This is a genomic window from Herpetosiphon sp. NSE202, from assembly GCF_042688385.1.
GTDB lineage: Bacteria > Chloroflexota > Chloroflexia > Chloroflexales > Herpetosiphonaceae > Herpetosiphon.
In genome coordinates, this window is the sequence record NZ_JBHUPY010000035.1 from 1 (window position 1) to 1,561 (window position 1,561).

Annotated in this window: 1 protein-coding gene; it reads left to right on the forward strand. The window is 62.2% G+C overall.

Features of this window, described 5'->3' with window-relative positions:
- Nucleotides 1-70: 70 nt before the first annotated feature.
- Nucleotides 71-1,500, forward strand: a protein-coding gene (locus ACFMKP_RS24740; RefSeq protein ID WP_382296516.1) for an IS3 family transposase whose coding sequence is annotated in 2 segments (ribosomal slippage) — nucleotides 71-431 and nucleotides 431-1,500 — 1,431 coding nt in all. Because the reading frame shifts where the segments join, the coding sequence is not laid out codon by codon here.
- Nucleotides 1,501-1,561 lie beyond the last annotated feature (61 nt).

Sequence of the window (1,561 nt, forward strand, 5' to 3'; positions counted from 1 at the left end):
CCCTCTGTGCTAACATAGGTGAGACAGATCTGGTGTATCCATCTTAAGTCGAGGGCCGGAAGGAGCTTCCATGGCCAGTAAAAAACCAACACCCGACCAGACCACCAATGACCCCGAAGTCCGGCCCAAAGCTGCCCGCACCCACTGGAGTGCCCGCGACCGCCTGCGCATTCTGGCCGCTGCCGATGCGTGCGCCCCCGGCGAACTTGGAGCCCTGATGCGCCGCGAAGGCATTTACTCCTCGCACCTCGCCCGCTGGCGACGACAACGGGCCGAGGGTGAACTGGCCGCGCTCACGCCCAAACGCAAGGCCGCACCCACGCCCGAAGCCCAGCGCCAGACCGCCGAATTGGCTCGCCTCCGCCGTGAAAACCAGCGGCTCCAGGCCAAACTCGCCCAAGCCGAGGTGATCATCGATGTGCAAAAAAAGCTTGCAACCCTGTTGGGGATCACGCTCCCAGCGCCGCCGACCGACGTTCAGGATTAATCATGGCCGTCGCCGATTTGGCTCCGACCGTGGGCATTGCGGCGGCATGTCGGGCACTCGGTGTCCCGCGCAGCACCGTCTATCGTGCCGCTCAGCCCGCTCCCGCAGCGGTTCCTCGTCGTCGGCCCGCCCGTGCGCTCACGCCGGATGAGGTCGTCCATATCCGTACCGTGCTCAACAGTGACCGCTTTGCTGACTGCACGCCGCGCCAGATCTACGCCACCTTGCTCGATGAAGGAACCTATCTCTGTCATTGGCGCACGATGTACCGCATTTTGGCCGCCCATCGCGAAGTGCGGGAACGCCGCAACCAGCTGCGCCACCCGACCTATGCTGCGCCGGAATTGTTGGCCACGGGGCCAAACCAGCTCTGGAGTTGGGATATCACCAAGTTTAAAGGCCCGACCACGTGGTCATATTTCTATGCCTATGTGATTCTGGATGTCTTCAGCCGCTGCATCGTGGGCTGGATGGTGATGGATCGCGAATCGGCAGCCTTGGCCGAGCAGTGTATCGCCGAAACCTACCATCGCGAGGGCATTCAGACGAACCAACTCACGCTGCATGCCGACAATGGCAGTGCCATGACCGCCAAGCCGGTGGCCCAATTGCTCGCCGATTTGGGCGTGACCAAAACCCATAGCCGCCCACACGTCGCGAACGACAATCCGTACTCCGAAGCGCAGTTCAAGACCACCAAGTATCGGCCTGATTTTCCCGATCGGTTTGGCAGTCTCATCGATGCGCGGGCGTGGATGCGGGCGTTTGTGCAGTGGTACAACCACGACCATTGCCACAGTGGGATTGGCTTGCTGCCACCAGCAGTGGTGCATCGTGGGCAGGCCACCGCCATGACGACGGCGCGGCAGCAGGTGCTGGCGACGGCCTATGCGACCCATCCCGAACGCTTTGTGCGGGGAACACCGCGCCCACCGCGTGTGCCGCAGGCCGTGTGGATTAACCGCCCAGCTGGGCCAGCTGATCCGTCGATCGCGGCGGCATTGCGCGAATAATCCTTCTTTAATCGCCCGTTTGCTGCGTTGTCATCTGTTTCACCGTGTTTGACACATTCCG